At 47.1% G+C, this 18,807-nt stretch carries 18 protein-coding genes and 1 riboswitch; of the genes, 10 read left to right on the forward strand and 8 right to left on the reverse strand.

Annotated elements, in window-relative coordinates; all coding sequences use genetic code 11:
* Nucleotides 1-64: 64 nt before the first annotated feature.
* The 3 genes from CLC93_RS15645 to CLC93_RS15655 all read right to left on the reverse strand — a co-directional run bounded on the left by CLC93_RS15645 (nucleotide 65) and on the right by CLC93_RS15655 (nucleotide 2,187).
* Nucleotides 65-370, reverse strand: a complete 306-nt coding sequence (locus CLC93_RS15645; RefSeq protein WP_095506925.1) for a DnaJ family domain-containing protein — start codon at nucleotides 368-370, stop codon at nucleotides 65-67.
* Between the two features lie 82 nt (nucleotides 371-452).
* Nucleotides 453-1,712: an SLC5/6 family protein gene (locus CLC93_RS15650; protein WP_245837181.1), complete on the reverse strand. Its 1,260-nt coding sequence runs from the start codon at nucleotides 1,710-1,712 to the stop codon at nucleotides 453-455.
* Nucleotides 1,713-1,806: 94 nt separating this feature from the next.
* Nucleotides 1,807-2,187, reverse strand: coding sequence for a RidA family protein (locus CLC93_RS15655; RefSeq protein WP_095506926.1), 381 nt, complete (start codon nucleotides 2,185-2,187; stop codon nucleotides 1,807-1,809).
* 153 nt (nucleotides 2,188-2,340) lie between these two features.
* Here CLC93_RS15655 and CLC93_RS15660 point away from each other — a divergent pair, with 153 nt between their 5' ends.
* The 3 genes from CLC93_RS15660 to CLC93_RS15670 all read left to right on the forward strand — a co-directional run bounded on the left by CLC93_RS15660 (nucleotide 2,341) and on the right by CLC93_RS15670 (nucleotide 4,480).
* Nucleotides 2,341-3,390 (forward strand): PLP-dependent cysteine synthase family protein, encoded by a 1,050-nt coding sequence (locus CLC93_RS15660; protein ID WP_095506927.1) that lies wholly within the window; start codon nucleotides 2,341-2,343, stop codon nucleotides 3,388-3,390.
* A 120-nt stretch (nucleotides 3,391-3,510) separates the two neighbouring features.
* A riboswitch (cyclic di-GMP riboswitch) is annotated at nucleotides 3,511-3,591 on the forward strand.
* Nucleotides 3,592-3,608: 17 nt separating this feature from the next.
* Nucleotides 3,609-4,034 carry a hypothetical protein gene (locus CLC93_RS15665; RefSeq protein ID WP_095506928.1) on the forward strand — a complete coding sequence of 142 codons (426 nt, stop codon included), beginning with the start codon at nucleotides 3,609-3,611 and terminating at the stop codon, nucleotides 4,032-4,034.
* A gap of 77 nt (nucleotides 4,035-4,111) precedes the next feature.
* The gene (locus CLC93_RS15670; RefSeq protein WP_095506929.1) at nucleotides 4,112-4,480 is read left to right on the forward strand and encodes a hypothetical protein; all 369 of its coding nucleotides are present in this window, start codon (nucleotides 4,112-4,114) and stop codon (nucleotides 4,478-4,480) included.
* Here the strand turns inward: CLC93_RS15670 and CLC93_RS15675 are convergent.
* Complete coding sequence (locus tag CLC93_RS15675) at nucleotides 4,477-5,235, reverse strand: hypothetical protein (protein WP_095506930.1); 759 nt, start codon at nucleotides 5,233-5,235, stop codon at nucleotides 4,477-4,479. The two genes, CLC93_RS15670 and CLC93_RS15675, sit on opposite strands and share 4 nt — an antisense overlap.
* Before the next feature lie 319 nt (nucleotides 5,236-5,554).
* Between CLC93_RS15675 and CLC93_RS15680 the strand changes: the two genes are divergently transcribed.
* The 3 genes from CLC93_RS15680 to CLC93_RS15690 all read left to right on the forward strand — a co-directional run bounded on the left by CLC93_RS15680 (nucleotide 5,555) and on the right by CLC93_RS15690 (nucleotide 10,479).
* Nucleotides 5,555-6,703, forward strand: a complete 1,149-nt coding sequence (locus CLC93_RS15680; RefSeq protein WP_095506931.1) for an iron-containing alcohol dehydrogenase — start codon at nucleotides 5,555-5,557, stop codon at nucleotides 6,701-6,703.
* Nucleotides 6,704-7,368: 665 nt separating this feature from the next.
* Entirely contained in the window at nucleotides 7,369-8,640 is a 1,272-nt protein-coding gene (locus tag CLC93_RS15685; protein WP_095506932.1) for a serine hydrolase domain-containing protein, read from the forward strand.
* 147 nt (nucleotides 8,641-8,787) lie between these two features.
* Nucleotides 8,788-10,479, forward strand: coding sequence for an aspartate-alanine antiporter-like transporter (locus CLC93_RS15690; RefSeq protein WP_095506933.1), 1,692 nt, complete (start codon nucleotides 8,788-8,790; stop codon nucleotides 10,477-10,479).
* A 61-nt stretch (nucleotides 10,480-10,540) separates the two neighbouring features.
* On the opposite strand, the gene CLC93_RS15695 is transcribed toward CLC93_RS15690, so the two are convergent.
* Nucleotides 10,541-10,939 carry a hypothetical protein gene (locus CLC93_RS15695; protein ID WP_095506934.1) on the reverse strand — a complete coding sequence of 133 codons (399 nt, stop codon included), beginning with the start codon at nucleotides 10,937-10,939 and terminating at the stop codon, nucleotides 10,541-10,543.
* A 279-nt stretch (nucleotides 10,940-11,218) separates the two neighbouring features.
* Here CLC93_RS15695 and CLC93_RS15700 point away from each other — a divergent pair, with 279 nt between their 5' ends.
* Nucleotides 11,219-11,548 carry a hypothetical protein gene (locus CLC93_RS15700; protein WP_095506935.1) on the forward strand — a complete coding sequence of 110 codons (330 nt, stop codon included), beginning with the start codon at nucleotides 11,219-11,221 and terminating at the stop codon, nucleotides 11,546-11,548.
* 139 nt (nucleotides 11,549-11,687) lie between these two features.
* Entirely contained in the window at nucleotides 11,688-12,563 is an 876-nt protein-coding gene (locus tag CLC93_RS15705; RefSeq protein WP_095506936.1) for a LysR family transcriptional regulator, read from the forward strand.
* A 67-nt stretch (nucleotides 12,564-12,630) separates the two neighbouring features.
* On the opposite strand, the gene CLC93_RS15710 is transcribed toward CLC93_RS15705, so the two are convergent.
* On the reverse strand, nucleotides 12,631-13,818 hold the full coding sequence (locus tag CLC93_RS15710) for a hypothetical protein (RefSeq protein WP_095506937.1): 1,188 nt from the start codon (nucleotides 13,816-13,818) through the stop codon (nucleotides 12,631-12,633).
* Nucleotides 13,819-14,028: 210 nt separating this feature from the next.
* Between CLC93_RS15710 and CLC93_RS15715 the strand changes: the two genes are divergently transcribed.
* Nucleotides 14,029-14,907, forward strand: a complete 879-nt coding sequence (locus CLC93_RS15715) for a LysR family transcriptional regulator (RefSeq protein ID WP_095506938.1) — start codon at nucleotides 14,029-14,031, stop codon at nucleotides 14,905-14,907.
* 67 nt (nucleotides 14,908-14,974) lie between these two features.
* Here CLC93_RS15715 and CLC93_RS15720 read toward each other — a convergent pair whose 3' ends face one another.
* On the reverse strand, nucleotides 14,975-16,159 hold the full coding sequence (locus CLC93_RS15720; protein ID WP_095506939.1) for a hypothetical protein: 1,185 nt from the start codon (nucleotides 16,157-16,159) through the stop codon (nucleotides 14,975-14,977).
* A gap of 208 nt (nucleotides 16,160-16,367) precedes the next feature.
* Between CLC93_RS15720 and CLC93_RS15725 the strand changes: the two genes are divergently transcribed.
* Nucleotides 16,368-17,342: a helix-turn-helix transcriptional regulator gene (locus CLC93_RS15725; RefSeq protein WP_169903078.1), complete on the forward strand. Its 975-nt coding sequence runs from the start codon at nucleotides 16,368-16,370 to the stop codon at nucleotides 17,340-17,342.
* Between the two features lie 62 nt (nucleotides 17,343-17,404).
* Here the strand turns inward: CLC93_RS15725 and CLC93_RS15730 are convergent, their stop codons facing one another.
* Nucleotides 17,405-18,604 carry a hypothetical protein gene (locus CLC93_RS15730; RefSeq protein ID WP_095506941.1) on the reverse strand — a complete coding sequence of 400 codons (1,200 nt, stop codon included), beginning with the start codon at nucleotides 18,602-18,604 and terminating at the stop codon, nucleotides 17,405-17,407.
* Between the last annotated feature and the right edge of the window lie 203 nt (nucleotides 18,605-18,807).

Here is an 18,807-nt window from a genome sequence, read left to right on the forward strand (position 1 = left end):
TCCAATCCAGAACGAAAAAAGCGAAGGCCTGCGTACCTTCGCTTTTCTGTTTTCGGCATTGGAATTAACGGCTTCCTAAGTTCTTGCGCAATTCCATGTCCATCAGTTCCAGCTTGAGCTTGGTTTTGGTCTTTTCACAGTCTGCTTGCTGAATCTTAGCTTTTAGCTCGTTTATCTGGCGCATCATGTCCACCTGAGGTGGCGCAAAGCCCGCATCCTTTAGCATACGATATCCGACACGCGTATCAGACGGTGACTTGAAGTAGTCATCGAGGTCTAACTTTTGATGCTTTAGCTTGTTGGTTTCAAGCTCTTTGGTCGCTTCGGCATTGCGCATCCAACCGCCGATTGCGTCATCAATAATACCCATGAAAAAGCCGCCTATTAAAAATAAGGCGGCTAGTTTACGTCAGCTCAGCACACAAAGATGTGAGCTTTTAGAGCTAATGTGGTTACCAAAAGGCCAATAGTGGCGATACCAGTAATAAAATCCCAGTAATTATGATGACCGTGGTCCCAAGCCCTTTGTAAACGTGAAGGATTGGCACTTTGTAGACTAAATACGCAGGTATCAAACAGCCAACTAGACCGAAGATCGGGCTAGATATCGAAGTGAATGCCAGAATAGGCGCATTTGAGGCCACAGCAGCCCAAGCGAGCAAAATAATAAACAAATTGAGCAGCTTGGAGATTAGCTTTTGGTTTATCTGGGAGTCGTCGTATTTGCGACGCAGCAGGTTGAGCAATATGCCTTTACAAGCTTCGTGAAACGCCAGATACACCCCAAAGAAGGAGGTCACCACAGCGAAAAGGTTAATGACAATTCCCATGTAATTAACCCAGCTGCCCGGAAAGTAAGTCGATAGGATTGCTAACGCCGAAATGTTTCTCGCTAATGCATCTTGGGCCTGTTCTTGAGAAATCGCGAAGGTAAATGACACTGCAAAGAAAAAGACAATCACAAACAATATGCTAAAGGCAATGTTCATCGCTCGAACCGCCTTGTACTTGGCGACATAGATAGACTTTTCTCGAGAGCGAAACGAGATCACCATGGGTGACAAGGACTGTAAAAACAGGATGGATGTCAGTGTAAAGGGCAGTGTAATAATGGCGTTTTTTAGCATGTCCATCGCTTCGCCGGGGGGCACAATGTTGTCGAAATCCCATCGGCTTACCAGCATTAGCCCCATCACTAGCACACAACTCAACACCGTGATGGCCATAAAGCCCGAGAGCTTGAACAGAAGATTCTCGCCTTTGGAACCAAGAAAAGCCAGAACGCTAATAATTACTAAACCGTAGAAGACGTTCTCGGACAAAAGTGTTTCGGTTACCTCAAACGACTGTAAATAGGCGGCGCTGTCGTTTGTAATGGCTAGTGAGTAGACAAATAGCCAGATCACTAGCATTAAGAAATACAAAAGACCTAAGGCCACACCCCAGTTTTTGCCAAGATAGCCAGAGATCACGCCAGCGTAATCAGTACATTCTTCTGATTTGGCCAGGGTTCTAATGAACAGTTTTTGAAACATATACATGGCGGGGTAGCCAAGAACTGCAGATAGCAGGAACACCCACAGCCCCATGATGCCAACTTGTACCGGCAAAAATACGATGCCGGCACCAATGGCCATGCCGATACTCATCACGACCCATCCTGTGTCGACGCTATCGAAACGAATGGCCTCGAGCCACTCGTCTTTGCTCATGCCTGCTTTGTCCCAAATGGTCATGGGCCCCGAGCAGGTGGTTACCTCAGGAGGGCTGCGCTTCAGCATTGATTGCTCCTATACAACGGTGAGATTAATCGCAGACTGCAATAGCCTCTATTTCAATTTTTGCCGCCATGGGCAGTGCGCCAACTTGGAAACAAGAGCGAGCAGGGCAGTCACCAACGAAATACTGCTTGTAGACTTCATTAAAGGCTGCAAAGTCATTGATATCTGCAAGGTAACAGGTGGTCTTTAGCACTTGCTCTAAGCTCGAGCCTGCTGCTTCTAAAACAGTTTTTAGGTTTTCTAGGGCTTGCTTGCTCTGCTCAGCTACGTCGTCCGATGGGAATTTTCCAGTTTCAGGAATAATTGGCAGTTGGCCAGAGGTATAAGCGACACCATTATTGGTGGTAACGTGACAGTAAGGGCCAATGGCCGCGGGTGCTTTGTCAGAAATAATGCTGGTTTTCATGGTCAGTTAGAACCTTTGTCAGTGAATACGTTGAACTAACTGTAGGACAGGTTTTCCACTACTACCTGTTTTTAGTGACCTGTTAAACACCTCGATCTCTCGTGCAATCTATGTCTATAGTTAAGCCAAACATAAACTACACAGGTGATTGCTATGCCGCACGAACAGCAATGGGTGAGCCAAGCCATTCATAAAATTGAGACCGATTTTCAACGGAGTGCCGACACTCATCTAATCAAGCTGCCATTGCCGGCATTTCCCAATATCGATATCTACCTAAAAGATGAGAGTACCCACCCAACCGGCAGCTTGAAACACCGCTTGGCGCGTTCTTTGTTCTTGTTTGCCTTGTGTAATGGCTGGGTAGGGCCAAAGACCACCATCATCGAGTCGTCGTCAGGCTCCACTGCGGTGTCAGAGGCCTATTTTGCCCGTTTGATAGGTTTGCCTTTTATTGCTGTGATGCCCAAAACCACAGCAAAGGAAAAAATAAAGCTGATTGAATTCTACGGCGGTAAGGCCCACCTAACTGACAGAACTGACCAAATATACGAAGCCTCGCATCAGTTGGCGGAAGAGCTAAACGGTCACTACATGGACCAGTTTACTTATGCCGAACGCGCCACTGACTGGCGAGGTAATAATAATATCGCCAATAGCATGTACGAGCAGATGCAATTGGAACGCTATCCAATACCTGCTTGGGTAGTGATGAGTGCCGGTACTGGCGGTACTTCCGCGACTATCGGACGCTTTATTCGCTATCAAAAACACGATACCAAGCTAATGGTGGTAGACCCTGAAGACTCAGTATTTCACGACTACTACAAGACTCGAGACAAGTCGCTGACACGGGATAGGGGCTCAAGAATCGAAGGTATCGGTCGTCCGAGGGTAGAACCGAGTTTTATTCCTGGCGTGGTGGATCGCATGATGACCATACCGGATGCCGCTAGTGTGGCTACAGCAAAGTGGTTAGAAAAGGTCATAGGTCGTAAAGTTGGACCTTCTACAGGCACCAATTTACTCGGGGCCTTGCGTTTAGCCAATGAAATGCGCGAAAAGGGACAACCAGGCTCGATAGTCACCTTGCTGTGCGACAGTGGCGACCGCTACTTAGATAGCTACCACAATCCTCAGTGGGTGAGTGAAAACATCGGGGATATCAGCAAGTTCGATGCAGAGCTATCCGGCTATAGCTAATATAATCTGACAGCAAAATCCAGGCCAATAGCGCGTAATAAACGCGCTATTTTTTTGTCTTTTTGTGCAATTAGCAACTACCCACTTGTGGGTAGTTGTGTTAGCCTTTTTGGTGGTTTTTTGTCTAACTGCCAAACCCTCAGTGATGTGGGGACGGAAAGCCACGGGTCTCATGGAGTTTGAGACAGCCGGGTTGCAAAGTATGGAATTTTGCAAAAATGAAAAAACTAATTTTGGGTGTAATCGCGCTATCTGTAACCGCTTCTGTAACTGCTGCTGAAACCAGTGCGCTAGTTACTAAGTGGACTCCAAATGGTGACACTACCATTATCAATCACAAGAAAGGTTGGGCTCCGGTTCTGACTTTGAAAGGTGACCGCGGTACTGGTTTAGTGATCGATATGCATAACAAACAAGCTGACGGTATTCTTATCAGCAGCGGAAATGCTAATCTGACGATCAACCCAAGTTATGTAGCTGCTGGCGTTCCTGGAGATGGCGTTGGCTATTCTAAGGAAACCGCAGCGGCCGTATTTAAAGTGTCTGGCTCTAAGTTAAGTGGCACAAGCTACATTGCGTTGGATGCAAAAACCAACTCAATTCGCTGGTTTGATGCTGCTGGTAACTTAGTTAAAGAGCTTTAATGGTAACTAGCTTAAAACCTAAGTAGTAGAACCAAGGCGTCTCTGTTGCAGAGGCGCCTTTTTTACAGCGAGCAAGCATGAATAAACTAATAATAAGCATAAACTTGGTACTGATTTGCGCCGTGGGCTACCTAGCAACAGAGGTATGGACGCTCAAACAAGACAATAAAAACATGCGTGCAGAGATTACCACTGGGCGTTTGATTGTCACTGATGAAGCGAATCAAATGCGCATCGTACTTAACGCCCTTGATGGTGAGACTACGCTAACCATGCTTGACGGTAATGGGGTGCCAAGACGTCAAGTTGCCATCGATGGCAGTGACAATCTGAACGACTTCATTTTTGATATCGAAGGCTCACCAAGAGTCGGCTATTTCAGCCAACAAACTGGCGAATTCTTAAATTATCAAGACCAAGTCGAGGCTTACAAGCCTGCGAGTTAAAGCCCTTGTAGCCTGGTTATCCATGCTTGGTTAGCTTGGGAGTCCTGTTCTAGGTCGTTTATCACAGTCTGGATTAATCGCTCTTTGTAGACACTGGCGTTGGCTAACTCGCTAAAAGCGTCGATGCCGTGCTGATTGAAATACAAAGTAGCGTTTTGGTCTATGATGCCTTCAAAAACTTGATGACTGTCGTACACACTCATCCACTCTAATTGTTGCTCAAAACTCTCAGTATCAATTGCGGTGTAGTTCTGCTGAACCTCAGACCATAATTCTTGGTCTTGTTGACTGTACACCAGTTCAAAAAACTCAAGAGTCCTATCTAGGTTCTGATAGCTTTCAGCTAAGGCATAAACCGCTGCATAGCGGGTCTCGGGGTGCTCTGTTTGCTCCAAGTATTGGGTGACTACACGCTGTGGCTCGATCTCAGAGAGCATTCCTAAAATCTTGTTGCGAGTGGCTGTTGTTAAGCTTTCGATGTGTTGAGCTTGCAGAAAACTGGCGTCAAATATTCCATCAGATGCGTTGTTCAGCAGATCTTTTAGTGCATCGTCTGTCAGATTTTCAAGTTCGCCAGGTGATTCAGTCAGTCGTTGCCAAAGAGTCTGGCTCTGGTTTGAATGCGCGTTTGACGATAAAGGAGTGTGATTAGAAGAATGAGCGGAGGTATCAGCTTCCGATACAAACTGTTTAGGTGAAGACCGGTTAATGTCATTGACCTGTTCTATGTCGTCTGGGGCTGCTGGTTCGAGCATGGTAAGTCGTATTCCTATTCCTACAACCAATAATAAACCGACTAACAACAAGAATCTGTGCATCTAGAGGAGTGACCAACAAGCAAGCGAAGCCCCAGTTTGACCAGAAACTTCCAAAAAATCCATAGGTTTACAGCATGCTTTGAAGTGTATATTGAAATTCGCACAGGAGGAAACAGGCAAGGGCGGTCGAGTTTGAACTAACTCGCAAATCTGTGGCCTTAAACCAAGTATATTCTCCAACAAATTCAAATTGACTGAACTATGTAGTGCGCTGCCAAGTAATGACTTTTGCACGCACTTTCTGATAGAGGTATCGATGAAGTTTTCCTACGCAAATACAACTCAAATTCTGTTCGGACAAGGCCAAATAGGCGCGATAACCAAGCTGATAGAACGCACCAGCAAAGTATTAGTGTTATACGGTGGTGGCTCCATTAAGCGAAATGGCGTCTACCTACAAGTTGCTGAGGCATTATCGGATTACCACTGGCTAGAATTTTCAGGGATTGAAGCCAATCCCACTGTTGAAACCCTAGACAAAGCAGTAGCGCTTTGTAAAACCGAGAAAGTGGATTTGATTCTTGCTGTTGGTGGTGGCTCGGTGATTGATGGCGCCAAGTATGTGGCAGCCGCAGCGCATTATGACGGGGAAGGTTGGGACATACTCATCGGCAAACACAAGCCGCAAAGCGCCATTCCTCTGGGTGCGGTGCTGACTTTGCCGGCTACCGGCTCGGAATCAAACGCTAACTCAGTAATTACAAAGGCAGCTACCCACCAGAAAATGGCGTTTGCAGCGCCTTGCGTATTACCAAGGTTTGCTGTGATGGACCCAGATGTCATGAAAACTCTGCCCGAAAAACAGCTAGTAAACGGTATCGTCGATGCTTGGGTACACGTGTGCGAACAATACATTACCAAAGCTTCTGGCGCTTTAGTTCAAGACGGATATGCCGAGACATTGTTGCGCTCTTTGAAGACCTTAGGGGAAACCTTTGAAGACCGAGACAATGACTTATGGCGCGCGAATCTAATGTGGACAGCCAATCAAGCCTTGAATGGTTTGATTGCAGTTGGAGTCGAGCAGGATTGGTCAACGCACATGATTGGCCACGAACTAACTGCGATTTGGGGCGTTGACCACGCTCGTTCACTAGCCATTGTTCAACCTTGGCTACTGAGAAATCAGATTGAGTTTAAGCGCGCAAAACTCGAACAGATGGGCAGAAACGTTTTTGGCCTGACTGACTCGGAAGATTTGGCAGAGCGCACCATTGATAAGATTGAAGCCTTTTATCACAGCTTGAATGTCAGCACGCAGTTAACTGAGCATCAGGATGGTAAGTCTGCAGCAGTTGATGCGGTCATCGAACGACTGGAACACCATGGATTTACCGCGCTATCGGAAAACCAAAGCATTACGCCGGTGGAGGCTCGCCAGATTTTAGAGAAAGCCATCGCTTAGTAATGACGCAAAGGCGGTACCTAATTCTGTAAAAGTTTAGGTATCGCTTTGTGGCAGCGACTTAGTGGCAGGTGAATCGAACACCGGTGGTGTGTGACTTGGTTACAACTGAAAGACACGCAAGGTGGATATAGCGAAAAGGAGGGCTGCAGATGTAAGCACCAGGCGTACTCTCTATTACTAACGTAGATTTTCAATTTAACATAATATACATTGTGCGCACATATAGTTGTGGGCATCTTTCTATAAACCAATCGTCTGGTTTTCTCGACCAATCAGTCACTCTAACTGGGTTTACACCAGGCAAACTCCTGCATTGTCCTGTCTTTGGCTATTTCTGAATAATGAATGCGCGTCGCTACGTGAAATCTGAGTGCGTTTTGGCAGTAACCACCTCCAGAATTTAAGCTCGTCAACCTTCGAGATATTTGTGAGCTATGCGCTACTAAACCCAATGCGCAACATCGCACATCTTGATGAGATTCCCCAGAGACTGCCACATTCACCAAAGCCTTAAGCAAATCCATATTCGGAGGACATGATCCTGCAAAGGCGATTTAGTGCCTATGAGTTGGCCACGTAGACTTCCTGCATCCAAGCAACTCGTGACCCCAACTAGCCATAGTGAATATCGCTAATTGGAGGCAAACATAAGGTACTAAGTAATGAGTAAACATCAAAAAACCACTAGTGAACTTCAGCTAGAAAGAACTCCATTGGCCGAATTTAAAACTGGCTTTAGCAACGACCAAGTAGCGAATTATCGAGCTAACTACAATTTGCCGACCTTGCTTGCCGGTGGTGATGAGTCAGTATGGTTTTCGATGAGAGCATCTGAGGTATTAGATACCGCAGTGTTGCCACGTCGCGCACCTTACATGCCACTAGCCGAGTCTATCAACCCTAATATTGGACAAATCAAGGCCCAAACCAAGAACTTTGGAAATATCAGCCTAGATGATTTTCTCGCCAAACCTGAAAGCTATGCCGCAGGCTTTATTGTGGTGCATAAAGGCGATGTGGTCTTTGAGAAGTATCCGGGAATGAATCCAACTGACAACCATATTTGGATGTCTACCGCCAAGCCTTGGACAAGCCTTGCTGTCGATATCTTGATTGACGAAGGCAAAATAAATACTCAAAAAACCGTCAAAGATTACATTCCTGACTTTGCGAACACAGAGTGGGCAGACGTCAAAATCATCGATGTTCTTGATATGACCCCAGGTATGAACTCAGAAGAGAATGATGAGACTAGAGCGGACCCAGATTCCATTGCTATTCGCTCTTTCTTAGCGGAATTTAACATGCCTTATCAGGGACAGCATGAAACTCTACCTGATGTGCTAAAAGATGCGAGGTCAATGCGCCCTGCTGGGACAAAATTTGAATACGGTTCGCCAACCACACAAATGTTAGTTCTGTTGGTCGAGTCGGTTTCCAATCAACCCTTTTCCGAGTTTATCGATCAGCATGTTTGGTCAAAAGTGGGAGCTGAAGGCCCATTGATGTTCCATCTATCACCTGGCGGTGTTGCGATAGCGCATGGCGTTATATCCAGTCAACTTCGCGATTTAGCTCGTTTTGGCATGCTCTATACACCGAGTTGGAAAAAAACGGCGACAGCACAAGTTGTGAGTGATGAAGTTGTCGAACGAATTCGCAGTGGCGTGCGCAGCAAACAATTCTACTTAGATGGCTATGATGGCGCGACTTTTGTGAGCCGTTTAAACGATGACTCAATGATCAGTAACAGTCGCCAATGGGATGCGGTGTGGCCTGATGGTGACTTTTGGAAATCCGGTATTCAGACACAAGGCTTGTACGTATCACCAGACAAGGATCTTGTGATTGCGTTCTATTCGACTAATGTGCCTGATGATTCGTTGCATCGCTTCCTAAGACCTATCGCTACCTCTGAGACATTCAGTCAGTAAGCATTCTCCTAGAAAAATTCCTAGCCACTCTCAATTGCGAGTCTGTGGCTGGGTTTTAAGTAAGTTGGCGGCGTCAACGCCACAAACATACACAAAACAACATGCCATCAAAGTGTGCTCGAACACTATTTAGATAGGAATTATGAAATGAATTTCATCATAGAATATATGCAGACTAATGTAGTGTTAGTCCTGTTCTTGGTGCTCGGTCTCGGGCACCTCCTCGGTAAAGTAAAAATCGGTTCTTTAGAACTTGGGTCAACCACAGGCATATTAGCTGTCGGGCTGGTTGTCGGTCTGATTCATATCGACGTGCCTCCCATTGTTAAAGGGCTTTCCTTCACCCTTTACTTGTTTTCCTTAGGAGTGATGATGGGGCCTGCTTTCATTCATCTACTCTTCAGTCGTCAGGCCTTCAAATACTTGGCTGTATCGCTGTTTGCCGGTGTTGCAATGGCGGTGAGCTTGTATTTTGTAGCGGTTGTGTTTGACCTCAACAGTGCCACCGTAGGCGGCGTTGCAGCTGGCGCCATGACGACGTCGGCAATCCTTGCTGCCGCTCAGGACGCATTGTCGAATGGCTCGATCCCACTGTCTGAAGGCATGTCTGTATCGGATGCTGGTGCCATGCTTGGAGGTGCATATGCCCTCACCTATTTGTTCGGTACTTTTGGCCTGATCATCATCTTAAAGCTTCTGCCAAAAATCGTTGGAAAAGACATCGCTGTTGAAGCTGCAAAGCTCGACACTTCTGACTCTTCCACTATTTTGGATACAACCCGCGCGCACGCTTCTTTGCGAGCATGGAAAATCACAGCACCCGATTTCATCGGCAAATCCATTAAGGATCTTGAAGACGCAGCTGAACATTCGCGTGATGAAGAAGGTGTACCAACACTAGTCGAGAAAGTGATTCGAAATGGCGACACCTTAGCTCTAAATGCCAATTTAGTACTGCAAAAAGGCGACATCATTTGTATTTGGGCGACACCTAGTATTTTGGTAAAAGGAAACCGCCTACTTGGCGAAGAAGTCACAGACAACAAACTACTTGATATTCAAACTGAGTCAGCCGAACTGGTACTGACCAATAAAGCACTGGTTGGAAAGTCACTCCGAGAATTGGTCACAAAAGCAGGCAGAGGTGTAACGGTCGAGCGCATGGTCAGAACTGGTAACGATTTACCGGTGCGAGGCGATACAACTCTGGTAGCAGGCGATGTTTTGTTTGTCTCTGGCCCGCAAAGCCATGTTGCTGAGTTTTCAAAGTCACTGGGGTACAAAGTGAAAGATCAACTATCGACCGACTTTGTCTCATTCGGACTATTTGTTGCCGCCTTTGGTGTCATAGGCACCATTAGCATTAACCTTGCAGGCATCAATTTGGCCATTCTAGGCGGCGCGTCGATGGGGGCGATGATCGGTGGTGCAGTACTGGGCTGGTTGCGTTCTAGAAGTCCTATGTTTGGCTCTGTCGCAGCACCCGCAACAGACGCTATATCAACACTCTGTCTAGGGATCTTCATAGCAGCAGTTGCATTGGGCGCGGGCGGCTCTCTACTTGAACTGATTCAAAGTCAAGGACCTGTCTTGATCATTGCAGGCATGATAGTGACTACATTCTGCGCAATAGCGATTTTCCTGTTCGGCCACTTTGTACTTCAACTTAACGTCGCTCTTAACGTGGGTGCTACCTACGGCGCGATGACAGGGACCGCTATCAACGAATTTGTCAAAGATGCCAAAAGCAGTGCGCCTGCGGTCGCATTTGCCCTACCTGGAGCATTGTGTAATGTGGTGTTTATAGCGGTTGCATTGGTCGTAATGGCAATCGTTTAAGAAGCCATTAAGCAAGACACTATCGAGTGACGATTAGAAAACGTCACTCGATAGAAAATGACTAGGAAGATTGTTCAAACACTAGAGTATTGGATTGCAAATCGTTACCGGTAAACTTCATGCCCAAAAACAAAATCAATTTGTTGTCTTTAACTTCCATTTCAAGTGCAGACACAACCTCGCCGTCTTTCAATATCACGCCTTCGAGATTACCGTCATCGTTGAAACTCAAACTGGTTTCATCACCACCGTTGGTATCGTCGGGTCTAAAGATCCCATCGGCGTATTGCTCAAACAAAAACTGTCGCTCCGTTCCTGAGCTATCTACGTAGGTCAAGGTAATGATCAGCTCATCATCATCGAGCTTGTTAACTAGCTTTGCGCTAGTCAGCGGCTCACCGACCTCGTAAGTGCATTCATCATTTATCAGCGTCCAACTTCCCAAAAATGTATCTAGCATGTATGCAGCTCCAAAACTTAAGCAATTGCTAACAGTATGAGTTTGAATACTAAATGCTAGATTGTCTAGATCATTAGCTGAACAGCCCAGGTAGTCGCGGAATTTTTATACGAGATGTCGCTGAATCAATCTACCGTCCAGTAAAACTAACAAAATCCTCATAAAATCATCCGTATAACCCTGAGTATCAATTTAAGTTATAGAGGTCTAATTCACGCTCAATATTAGCTGTCCGTAAAATACACGCCATCCCAAACAGATTGTTTATGAGGTTCGGCCATGAGTACTAGCGAAGCAGTAGTTAACCAAGAATCAGCAGTTAACCAAGAAGCGCAGCAGGAACTAACACTTAAGGATATAGCTAACACCCCTTTCAAGAAGCTTGTAATGGCCTTGTGTATTCTGGGCTGCGTAGCTCCGTTGTGGGGTCCTCTAGTCGGTGTTGCCATGGCAGCAATGGGCTTTAGCGCGGCGATGAGCGCAAGTGTTGCCACTGCCTGTGTTGTTGGTGGTGAGATCATGTTTTTCGGTGGTGTGCTTATCCTTGGAAAAAGCGTAGGCATTCTCATCAAGCAAAAGATGAAAGCAGTATTTTCCCGCAAAAAATAGTGTTTTTGTTCTCTTTAAAAACCTTTACCCGTGTTTATAGGCCACCTAATTAGGTGGCCTTTTTTTGTTTACTATTAGGAGCTTAAGTTTTAGTTTGACTAGAATAGATGGTGTAACTGTATCCACTGGAAGAATCTGCATGTCACAAGTGAGTTTGGGTCAGATGAAAGCCTTAGTCAGTGCTGTTGAAACCGGTTCCTTTTCTGGTGCCGCACGAGTGCTGGGCAAATCCCAAGCGGCGATTAGCACCGCAATTTCCAACCTAGAGATCGACTTAAACCTAACTTTGTTTGAACGCAGTGGCCATAAACCCCAATTGACGCCGGCCGGTGAACTTATTGTGCGCGAGTGTCGCTTTATCCTGGAACGCTGCGACAACCTATCAGAACTGGCTTCTAGCTTAAATGTTGAAACCGAAAGCAACTTGTTGATTCTGGCTAGCCAGTTGTTTCACTACCCAAGTAGCCAGCGTTTCGCTAAACAGATTGGCGATCACTTTCCACAGTTAATGATTGCCATAGAAGAGTGCGACACTGAAGCGGTTATCCAACGCATCTCTGATAAACAGGCTGAGCTCGGTTTTGTCATTACCAACAAGGCGCTGCCCTCCTCTTTAGGACAAATGCACATAGCCACCAGTCAGTTCATTTATGTGTGCGCACCAGGTTTACCCATTGCCGACTTACCCAATGTTACCAAAGCGGATCTAGCGCAAAGTCGCGAGTTGGTGGTATCTCGAGTAGAGCAACAGGAGTTAGAACCTAACCTGTCTACCAAGTTTTGGCAGCTAGAGTCGGCCTCCTCGCTGGTGAATTTTTTACTAAACGGCTGCGGTTGGGCAAAGGTGCCAAGAGAATTGGTGATGGAGTACGTCACTGACTACCGCTTGGTAGAGTTAAAGGTCAGCAAAGAACTAAAAGAACCCGTAGAGCTGTCGATGATCTGGCATCCTTCTTTTGAAAACGGCGCAGTACATCGTTTTATTCAGCAAGGAATATCCCAAATAGTTTCCTAGCTGCCCTACTTTCTGTTGCGCAAACAAAAAGGGCCCGTATGGGCCCTTAATCTTTCGAAATACGATATTAGTCGTTTTCGCGCCAGATGTTCGAATCTGAACAATCGATACCACTGTTAAAGGTGGTCCAGCAAGTCTGGTAGTCGATTGGAATTGGCTCGTAGCCTTTGCTTTCCAACAACTTCATGGTCTGAGTACAAGAGCTGTCGATAAAGATGCGACCATCACCCAAGGTGGTAGCATTACAGGCACCGTTTTTCACGTCTTCAACAGCAATTGGCAGAATTTCCCAGTCTTTTAGTACTAAAGGCAACTCGCCCCACTGACCAAACTTTCCGTCGTCAGGCAGACCCACAACGCCTTCGACCAGGTTCATCATTACGCAGTCTTCGTGGTAACCCAGATTTGAGTCAAACCACCAAGTTTCTTGCTTGTAGCCTAAACGGTCAAGTAGACGCATGAACAAGTCACGACCGCGCGGCCAGCCGGCTGGTGTGTGTTCACCAGTGGCTTGAGCCGCAGCGATTTGTGAACGGTCGGCTACACCATAGCCCCACAAAATGGTCTTGTTAGGCATTAGACGCCAGTCGGCCAAGTCCAGTCCACCGAAACCTGGGCCAACGATGGTTGGGTTAGGTTCGTGCGACAAGAATGGAATAATCGCTGCTTCTGGATCTTCTTCAATCAAGGCGATAGTGGCTGCGCGTGAAGAGGCTTCACAACCTTTTACTGGACCACAATCTTCGGCAACCAAAATGCCGTTGTGGGCGCCGCGCCACTTCGCACCAGCGTATATAGACAACAAGCGCGGGCCGTTCCAAGCACCGTTGTAGTTCAACGCTTCTTCTGGATACCAACCCAGCTTGTTTTTGATGATGGTAACGCCCGCGGCTTCGTACTTTTCGTCACGGCCGGCAATCTCTTCGCAGATTTTGTCGAAACGCTCAGGGTCAATATCGCGCATAGCTTTGCCGCCATTCTCTTTCCAGTTCATGTACATTTCTTCACTGGCGTTATCGCGAATCAAACCTTCCATTTCTGGAGTCAGCTCTGGGATCTCAACCGCAAACGGGTCGCCAACCATGGCGGCGCGAAGCTTAGCACTGGCGTGTTCTTCGTGGACCTTGATGCCCTTTCCGCGGATCTGGTCTTCCCAAGATTTGTTAAACACCTGCCACTGCTCGGTTTTGTCAGTAGGCTTTGGCATTGGGTTTTTAATCAAATCAACACAGCTTGGATTGGCTTGGTGAGTCATATTAGTTACCTCAAATTAGTCAGTTAACGACGAGCCGGTCGTCCTGTCCGAACTAGATGCTGCGTAGATTACAGATAGCTAATTAATGCCGCGAGTAAGCTTCTTCCCAAAAAACAGGAATCAAAAGCGTATTTAAGCTAAATTGCATATTAAGCGCCCTGCTTCCCAAATTAGGATAAGTTCCTTCCCAACGACTAGGAGTCAACAGCCATGCTCTCACTGGATAAGCTGCAAATGTTCAAGGTCGCTGCTGATAAAGGCAGTTTTAGTGCAGCCGCAAAAGCCATGAATAAAGGGGTTAATACCATTAGTGCAGCGATTATGGTTTTGGAGGAACAACTAGGGCTGCAACTTTTTGACCGAAGTGGTCGCCGCCCGGTGCTTACCGGCGATGGGCAACGTTTGTACTCTCGCGCCCAGGTGTTGTTTCACGAAGTGCAACGCATTGAACACATGGCACAGGACTCGATTCAAGAAGTCGAAAGCCAAGTTAAAATTGGTGTGGGAGAGCTCATGCATGCTGGGCGCATCGAACGCGCCATTGAGAAGGTTATGCCTCAATACCCAGACACTAGGGTGCTCATCATTCGCGACGACCCCAGTCGTTTACTCGATGAGTTGGCCAATCGCTCCATAGACATCGCACTCATGGCCAATTTTGACAATTTGGATGAGCGCTTTGCCTTCACTGGAGCAGGCCCCCAACAATTGAGCCTAGTTTGTGCGCCAGACTATCATTTGGCGGATATGGAATTGGTAGACGCCAAGGCCTTGTTTAAAGACCGTCAAATCGCCTGTAGCGGCATGATCCACCATCCCCTGCTCTCTCGAAAACTGCTATTCTCTCCCGATGTTTGGGAAACCAGCAGCATGGACGACATGCTGAGATTTGTTGAACAAGGGTTTGGATGGGCTATTGTGGCATCCGACCTCGCCCAAGAAAAGGTGCAAGCCGGCAGTGTTATTCAGTTCAACTGCACATTGCTTAGTGCCGGCTTGCAAATAGATACGGATCTAGTCTCGTTAGCCAATCATCCACTAGGGCCTGTGACTGAGCTTATTAAAAACTCTATTTTGAGTCAGAACTAAAAAAGCTCCCAGACCTAAGTCTGAGAGCTTTTTATTAATGACAGCGCTGCTTTTCTACCAAAAGAGCTTAAGCGATGTCGTTTTCACGCCAGATTTCTGCATCTGAACAGTCCATACCTGAGTTGAAGGTATCCCACAAAGTCGAGTACTTCACTGGCACAGGCTCAATTCCACGGGCTTCTAGACGCTTCATTGTCTCGGTACAACGGTTGTCGATTAGGATACGACCGTCGCCAATGGTAGGTGCGTTTGACGCACCGCGAGCAATGTCTTCCAGAGGAATTGGCATAATCTCGTAGTCCTTCAAGCACTCAGGCAATTGCTCTTGTAGCAGACCAAAGTTCTCAGTGTCAGGCAAACCAACCAAACCTTCTTGAATCATCATCATGACGCAGTCAAAGTGGTAGGTCAGATTCGAGTCAAAGAAGACTTCCTCTGAGGTAAAGCCGGCTTCTTGCATGATGCGCTCCATCATGAACTTGCCGCCCATTGGGTTACCTGCCGAGGTGTGGTCGTTACAGGTCTTCTCGTCATAGGCCGCTGGAATCAGGCTAGCATCTGGCAAGCCCCATCCGAACAGGATTTGCTTGTTAGGGAACAACTTAGGTGCAGCGTTATCAACGCCCGCCAAGTTACCTACGCCACGCATGTTTACGTCTGGCTCTGGGTACGGCATTGAGCGGTACTGCAATTCAGGAGTGGCTTTAAACAGCTCCATGGTGCCGTTGCGCATCGCAAATTCGTACTGACGAACAGGGCCACATTCCCAAATTTGCATGAAGTAGTTTTCTATGATGCGGCCATAAGTTGGACCACCGTAAATTGAACAGAACTTAGGACCACGCCACGCATCGTTGTTGTTGATGATGCCTTCTGGGTATTCGCACTCTTCGTTACGAATCACTTTCACGCCACAGTCACGTAGCGCTTTAGCAAGACCGTCTGACTCTTGTGCCATTTCTTCCCACAGCTCTGGTGCTACGTCACGCAAGTTTTGGTCTTTGTGCTTACGCCAAAAATCACGAACGTCGTCTGAGCAGCTATCACCAGTCATCGCATCCATCTCACCCACATCTGGGTCTGGTACGTATACGGCTTGCGGGTCACCAACGTAGGCAGTGCGGTAGCGAGCAAATCCGTGTTCTACAAAGGCACGTTGACCTTCAAACTGAGGGGTTAAGTGAGCGTTTAGCGCATCCCACTTTTCTTGCTCGGTCTTCATAAACTGTTGCATATCTTGAGTTGCTGACATGGTGTAGTCCTCTCTTATACGGCTTAAGTGTTTAGGTACCAGACGCACAATGGATTAACTTGTTGTGCGTCTCGTTGAATTCGAGCGTATTATTTCAATATCCCTTATTTAGCTCGCGCCGATTTGGGACACTTTGCTTTGGATCTAGGCCGGATTTGGGACAGCAAGGTGAAAAAAACAGCTAACCTACCGTTAAATGGAGTATTTTTTGAGTTCAAACGACGTTCGTGTCAGCTACAGACGCTATAACGACATACTGTCCTTGTTAGAAGATGAGCCACACATAGAGTCAATTTTACTGACAACCCAGACAGAGCCAGGCGATCTTAGCGCTAGCTGTTTTCGGTTGGAGTACTCGGATTTAATGGTGCAGCAATACTATGCGGATAAGCGTTTGCAGATGTCTTTGCGCTACAGCACAGGCTGGACGCGTTTCTTGTTATACACAGGCAAACAACCCGACTCGACTTGGCAAGGGGTTCACTTTAAACCCAACTCACTGGTGGTGGTACCGGATGTTGAAGGCGTCTATTCCATTGGTTCTGGCCATCAAGACACCAGTATTCATGTCTCACAAAGTCTGCTTGAAGAAATGGGAGTCTCTACCGAACGTTGGACCCGCTCATCCGACATTAAAGAGTGCTTCTTAGAAGTGCCCCCGGCCATGGCAAGCGAGATAAATAAGGCCTTAGACGACCTTAAATCCCGATACACCTTTGATGACGGCAAGCCCTTTACCAGTTTGCTCAACCCAGATTTGGCGGGTCAGTTAAGAAGTCGACTGTTTGAAATCATCGCTTACGGGCTCACCAATGCCGACTCAGGCGCTCAGACCAAAAAGCCCTCTCGTCGCTTCCAACTGGTGCAACGCGCGCTCAATCATGTTGCGGTAATGGAAGATGACCAAGTCACCGAACTCACCGTGGATGATTGGAGTGAAGCCATCGGCGCCTCTCGCAAGACCCTGTTAAGGGCGTTTAGTGACGTTCTTTATATCGCGCCGTATCGATTCTTACTCCATTTAAGGCTTAACGTGGCGCATAGAGACCTGCAATCTGGTGCGAAATCCGTATTAGAGGTTTCCACACGCTGTGGTTTTAGCAAGCCTGGTGACTTTGCCACCTTTTACAAAGAGTTTTATGGCGTACTGCCCTCTGACACTTTAGCCCAGAGTAAAAAGTAACTCTCCACAACTCAAAAAAGCGCTTCAATCAAAGCGCTTTTTAACTGTGTTATCAATCGATATTAATCGATGATGTCTTGACGCCAGATTTCCGCATCTGAGCAGTCCATACCAGAGTTGAAGGTATCCCAACACTTCTCGTACTTAACCGGCACAGGCTCAATACCACGGGCTTGCAGACGCTTCATGGTCTCGGTACAACGGTTGTCGATAAGAATACGACCGTCGCCAATAGTCGGTGCGTTTGATACGCCACGAGCGATGTCTTCTAGTGGTAGCGGAACAATTTCGTAGTCCTTCAGACACTCAGGTAAGTGCTCGTGCATCAAACCGTGGTTAATGGTGTCAGGCATACCCACCACGCCTTCTTTAATCATCATCAAGAAGCAGTCAAAGTGGTAAGTCAGCTTTGAGTCAAAGAAGATTTCTTCTGAGGTAAAACCGTCATTGTTCAACACGCGCTCCATCAAGAACTTACCGCCCAACGGGTTACCCGCACTGGTGTAATCGTGACGAGTCTCCGGGTTGTAAGTGGCTTCAATGTGCTTCTCATCGGCCACACCGTAACCAAATAGCAAGTGGCTATCAGGGAAAATCTTAACCGCGGCATTGTCCAAACCTGGAGTACCAGGGCCGCGCAAGTTTACGTCCGGCTCAGGGAATTGCATTGAGCGGTACTCAAGATCTGGGTTGGCATTGAACAACTGCTCAGTACCTTGACGGAAAGCCAACTCCCACTGACGTACAGGACCGCACTCCCAAATTTGAACGAATTTGTTCTGAATGATTCGACCATAGGTTGGGCCGCCGTAAATCGATACGAACTTAGGACCTTTCCAGTTGGCGTTAAAATCTACAATGGCTTCTGGGTATTCGTTGCGATCGTTGCGAATCACATTCACACCACAGTCGCGCAGCGCTTTGGCAAGACCGTCGGACTCTTCAGTCATTTCTGCATGTAACTCAGGATCTACGTCTTTTAGAAGCTTGCCCTTGTTCTCACGCCACATATTTTTCACTTCGTCAGAGCAGCTGTCACCAGTCATGGCTTCCATTTCGCCCTGGTCAGGATCTGGCATGTAAACCGCGTTAGTATCACCAACAAAAGCGGTGCGGTAGCGAGCAAAGCCGTGCTCAACGTAAGCGCGCTGGCCTTCAAATTGTGGGTGCATGTAGCCGTTAAGCTGATCCCATTTGGTTTGCTCAGTTGCCATGAACTCTTGCATTTCGGCATCAGTAGGATTGACAGTTTGGTTACTCATGATGGTGTCCTCAAAGGTTGTACATCAAAGGGTTTAATGGTGTTCGACCCTATAGCGACTTTTGTCGCCTTGGATTTCCCTGCCCCGTCGAATTGAGGGTATTCTGAGGTAAATAAGGTTTGGCTAATGCCCCACACTGGGACCCTTTTGAACTAAAATAGCCAGAAATGGGACAAAATAAGATTCGTGCTGGAAATAACCCC

Origin of the sequence: Paraferrimonas sedimenticola, from assembly GCF_002282855.1 — a bacterium.
In the GTDB taxonomy this organism is placed as follows: domain Bacteria; phylum Pseudomonadota; class Gammaproteobacteria; order Enterobacterales; family Shewanellaceae; genus Paraferrimonas; species Paraferrimonas sedimenticola.